This window comes from Limnobacter litoralis, assembly GCF_030160455.1.
Classification (GTDB): Bacteria; Pseudomonadota; Gammaproteobacteria; order Burkholderiales; family Burkholderiaceae_B; genus Limnobacter; species Limnobacter litoralis.
In genome coordinates this window covers 1-3,195 of sequence record NZ_BSOJ01000008.1, presented here as the reverse complement: position 1 = coordinate 3,195, position 3,195 = coordinate 1, and the positions used below count along the sequence as shown (strand labels likewise).

General features: G+C 50.0%; 5 protein-coding genes. All 5 read left to right on the top strand.

Annotation, left to right across the window (positions count from 1 at the left end; all coding sequences use genetic code 11):
• Positions 1-272 precede the first annotated feature (272 nt).
• The 5 genes from QQJ87_RS04160 to QQJ87_RS04140 all read left to right on the top strand — a co-directional run bounded on the left by QQJ87_RS04160 (position 273) and on the right by QQJ87_RS04140 (position 3,019).
• On the top strand, positions 273-638 hold the full coding sequence (locus QQJ87_RS04160) for a hypothetical protein (RefSeq protein WP_284280161.1): 366 nt from the start codon (positions 273-275) through the stop codon (positions 636-638).
• Positions 639-1,135: 497 nt separating this feature from the next.
• Entirely contained in the window at positions 1,136-1,438 is a 303-nt protein-coding gene (locus QQJ87_RS04155) for a type II toxin-antitoxin system HigB family toxin (protein WP_284280160.1), read from the top strand.
• 8 nt (positions 1,439-1,446) lie between these two features.
• Positions 1,447-1,827 (top strand): helix-turn-helix domain-containing protein, encoded by a 381-nt coding sequence (locus QQJ87_RS04150; RefSeq protein ID WP_284280159.1) that lies wholly within the window; start codon positions 1,447-1,449, stop codon positions 1,825-1,827.
• A 117-nt stretch (positions 1,828-1,944) separates the two neighbouring features.
• Positions 1,945-2,631 (top strand): hypothetical protein, encoded by a 687-nt coding sequence (locus QQJ87_RS04145; RefSeq protein WP_284280158.1) that lies wholly within the window; start codon positions 1,945-1,947, stop codon positions 2,629-2,631.
• A gap of 88 nt (positions 2,632-2,719) precedes the next feature.
• Positions 2,720-3,019, top strand: a complete 300-nt coding sequence (locus QQJ87_RS04140) for a hypothetical protein (RefSeq protein WP_284280157.1) — start codon at positions 2,720-2,722, stop codon at positions 3,017-3,019.
• The last annotated feature ends 176 nt before the right edge of the window (positions 3,020-3,195 follow it).

The following is a 3,195-nucleotide window of genomic DNA, read 5'->3' as shown; positions in this document are numbered from 1 at the left end:
GCGAACGAGTTACCGTTCACCACCCTTGATTCCGAATGAACTTACACAGAATTTTTTACAGGCTCCTCCACGAGCAGGGATACTCGCTTCGCTGCGACCCCTCATGCTTATCGTTAGGGCTCAATGTGCCATTGAACCTATCAACCAGCGATCTGATAGCACTAGTTATGGGCATAGCTCAGATCGCAGTCGCAATCGTGCTTGGTGTTTGGACTGTTCACCGAACGGCTCCTCCTAGCCCAACAATCCAAGAGGGAAGCCAGAGGCGCGGCATGAAGCGCCAACTCGTCGCTTGGCTTCGTAGTTCATGGCTCCTTCTTGTTTTCTTTCTGTATGGGTTGTATGAGCTCTGGTCACTTCTTGCCGGAGAGGAACAACTATCAAAGGCATTCATCGTCAAGCTGGTCTTCTTAGCATTCTATACAGCCTTCAACTTAGTCGCTGCAGTTGGGTTCTTTATATTTGAGCTACAGATGACCTTCAATGGGGCTGTGATCGAGATTCTCGACAAGTCAAGCAGTCTTCATGTCCGCACAAATGAAGTGCAACGAGAGATTGTCAAAGCTCAGCGAGAGTCCCTGTCGCTTACTAAAAAGGCCATCGATCTCCATCGCCCTCTGCGGAAGCCGAAAAGATGAACCCTAACCCTTCAATCGAGAGGACTTGCCCCGGCAGGCCAGGTCTTCTAACACCAGAGGATGCTGCCATCCTTCGAGCAATCAAAGAGCTGCGTAATCTTTTTGCTCATCGGGTTCATGTCGACTTTCTGGCACCGTCAGTTCTTAAAGCCACAACAAAACTGCATATGCTTTGGCTGAATCGAACTACAGAACTTATTAAAGCCGGCGCAATAAATGGAACAACTGGTCACCTTTCCGTATTCACCACATATCACGCCTATTTCCATAGAATGCACAGCAGAGTAACCCGCCTAGGTTGCGCACTAGCAAAAATAGAATGACCAAATATCAATTACACATCGAGCAAAAGCCTAACAAACGGTTCAAGGTCGCTCGCTTCGCTCACTCGGGACCGGCTAAAGCCGGCCCCTTAACCTGAACGTTAGTAGCCAAAAGCAAAACATTCGCGGATCATTGAGGTTGCAATAGTCCCGAAATGGGACTATTATACGGTCATGCGCATTATCGCTCTGTCAACGCTGAGAAAATTCTGGGAAAGCTCGCCTACTTACGCGGACTCCATTGAGCCGGGTATGGCTTGGTATCGAGAGTCCCTCAAAGCCGACTGGTCTACTCCCAATGAGGTGAAGGCTCAATTTTCTAGCGCTAGCATTCTGCGAGATGGCCGTGTCGTTTTTAACATCGCCGGCAATAAATACCGGGTAGTGGTTTGGATCAATTACGCCTACCGCGTTGTGTATATCCGCTTCATCGGAACGCACAAGCAGTACGATGAAATTGATGCTCAGACAATTTGAGGTGTCCTATGGAAATTCGTCCTATCAAAACAGAAGCCGACTACGAGGCAACTCTGAAAGAAATTGAAGGCCTCATGGTCGCGGAGGCTGGATCGCCCGAGGGGGATCGACTGGATGTGCTGGTAACGCTAGTCGAAGCATACGAGCGGGAGCACTACCCAATGGATTTCCCTGATCCTGTTGAGGCCATTAAGTTTCGTATGGAACAGCAGGGCCTTACCGTCGATGATCTCATTCCGGTCATTGGTCGCAAGAATCGGGTCTATGAAATCTTGGCCCGAAAACGACCGCTGACACTTCGCATGATTGAAGGGCTGCACGAGATATTTTCGATTCCGGCGGAAAGCCTATTAAAGCATAGTTCTCACCGTGGCAATCATACGGCGTAGCGCCGGAGAGTTGGCAGCTAACAAATCGTTGAAGCGGACATTTGACCCGCCACGCGCTTTTGCTACCGCAAAAGCACGCATCGCCTCAAATGCCGCTGAACTCAGGCGTTAGATCGCATGGACGTCCCTGACCTCTCAAAACTGTCCGATGACGAGCGGCTTGCTTTAGTAAGGAAGATTGCCGCGGAAATCAGTGGCTCGCTGCCGAAGGAGCTATACGCCGGATCTTTCACGTTGAACTCGAAGCTACCCTATAAGGTGTGCTCGTTCAGAGAGGTGCTGATTCACCGAGTCAGCGACCTCGCGGACTCATCTATCGAGCTCCTTGTAGGCGGCAATCTTGTCCCAGCGTTTGTCATGGTTCGGTCAGTTATGGAGACCACAGCGATGATGTATTGGATGCACGAGAAGTCGAGGGGGTTTCTAAAGAAACGAGACGAAAATGCTTTCGATGAGTTCCTAATGAAGGGCATGCTGGGGAGCAAGGATGGAACAACTAGGCAGACCTCATACAACATCTTGACTGCTGTGGATCACCTCAATAAGGAGTTTGACGGAATCCGAGGTATGTACGATCAGCTGTGTGAGTTCACACACCCGAACTGGTCGGGTGTCATGGGAGCCTATTCAGTTATTGAGAAGGAGAAATTTTTGCTGCATCTTGGCAAGCACCATCGAAAACCGCTGCTTGCAGTTGGCTTAGCTCCACTGATTGCGTCGCTCGCCATCTTCAGGGAATACTACAACTCGACGGCGGCTCTTCTCAAAGACATAAATGACAGCTATGAACAGAAATCGATCTAACAGGCCCTTAGACGCGGACGCATCAGAGCAACCGTGCGCGTCGCGCACTCGCTCCTTGTGCGCCGGTCAAGTGCGACGTTAGAACTCAATGCGCATTGAAATTACCCGCCAGGCGGTCTGTGCCGCCGATGATCAAACCAACCCACTTGAAATGTATTTCGAGGTTGATCAAAACCTCACCATTCAACACTTGGTCAATGAGATTGAGGCTGCAAAATTCCTGCAGTTTTCATCAACGCATCAATCCATCGTAGGGCACTCGGGTGGAGTTCCAATCATTAAAATCCATAGCCCATATCATTCCTCGTTGGGCCCTGAATATCTCGTTCCTGCAAGTATTATCGCATCCGAAATCATCCAAAATGGGCGCGTCGAGTTCAAGTTCTAACATTACGGTCAAGGCCGTTACAGCCTTCGGCTTCCACTGGACGCCCCGCAAGCGGGGCGCCCCTTACCTCCAACGTTAGGTTCAATTAAAAAGGTGACAATTGGCACACATTTTGTAAGCGTCATGCCAGTACCGCCTTTTCGGCCGCGTTAAATTTGTAGAAAGTAGTCCCCACT